Here is a 1131-nt window from a genome sequence, read left to right on the forward strand (position 1 = left end):
ATGATGTGGTTCGTGAAGGCCCAGTACGTGGCCATGTCCCCGGAGAGCAATCAGGAGGAGTTCGACGCGCTGGACCGGGGCGTGCTCTACAGGGCCCTGTACGAGCAGGCGTACTTCGACGACCCCGACGCGGTGGACTACGTCGTCAAGGGCGTGTGCGCCGGAGAGGTCGCCCGGGCGGTGCCTCTGCTGCCGCTGCGGATGGCGATCGCCGACCGCTCGGTGGCCATCCTGCCGCTGGCCGCCTCGGGCACGTCCCGCAACCCCCGGGAACTGCGGGCCGCGGTGGTGCGGGAGAGCAGCCTGCTGGACGCGCTCATCGCCCTGTTCGAACACCACTGGGAGATCGGGGCCCCGCTCCGGGTGACCGAGGAGGGCCAGATCGGCGGCGCCGGCACCACGGATGCCGCCTCGCCGGTGGGGGAGGACCGGCACCTGCTCTCCCTGATGGTCGCGGGCATGACGGACGAGGCGATAGCCGGACAGCTGCGGGTCAGCAAGCGCACCGTCCAGCGGCGCATCCAGGGCCTGATGAGCCTGGCGGGCGTCGCCACCCGTATGCAGCTGGGCTGGCACGCGGCCCGCCGCGACTGGCTCTGAGTACCGCTCTGAGTACGGCGGACGCCGCAACGCACACGAACAGGGCCCACCGGACGTGTCCGGTGGGCCCTGTCCCCGTTCGTCCGGCGGCTGCGGCCGGGCTGCTACTCGCGGACGCAGTTACTCGAGGACGTGACTACTCCGCGGAAGCAGCTACTCGAGGACGTGGCTACTCCGCGCAGGCGGCTACTTGAGCAGGTAGCCCTTGATGACGGTCTCCTTGAAGGAGTTGCCCGCCGCGTCCTTGACGTAGACGCGCAGGCTGACCGAGCCGCCCGCGGCGCGGCGCGGGTGCTCCACGGTCACGGTGCGCTTCACGCCGGAGCCCTTGACCCGCACCGACTGCCAGGTCTTCCCCTCGTTGAAGGAGACCTCGGTGGTGAAGACGCGGATGGGCGACGCCGGGGCGCCGGCCGTCCGCTGGATCAGGACCGGGATGTCGAGCTTGCGGCCGGCCTCGGCCCGGTTCCACTCGTCCAGCTTCGGCGACATACGGACCGCGTACAGCGGCAGCGCCTGTCGGGTCGCCGT

General features: G+C 70.9%; 1 protein-coding gene and 1 pseudogene. One reads left to right on the top strand and one right to left on the bottom strand.

Translation table 11 applies throughout. The features are described 5' to 3' along the window. Positions 1 to 600 (top strand): annotated as a pseudogene (locus tag AB0D27_RS45525) (TrmB family transcriptional regulator); the annotation flags it as partial. A gap of 186 nt (positions 601 to 786) precedes the next feature. Here the strand turns inward: AB0D27_RS45525 and AB0D27_RS45530 are convergent. Beyond that, positions 787 to 1131, bottom strand: a 345-nt coding sequence (locus AB0D27_RS45530; RefSeq protein WP_362521561.1) for a hypothetical protein, incomplete at its 5' end; no start/stop codon positions are given.

Origin of the sequence: Streptomyces sp. NPDC048415 (assembly GCF_040651675.1) — a bacterium.
Classification (GTDB): Bacteria; Actinomycetota; Actinomycetes; order Streptomycetales; family Streptomycetaceae; genus Streptomyces.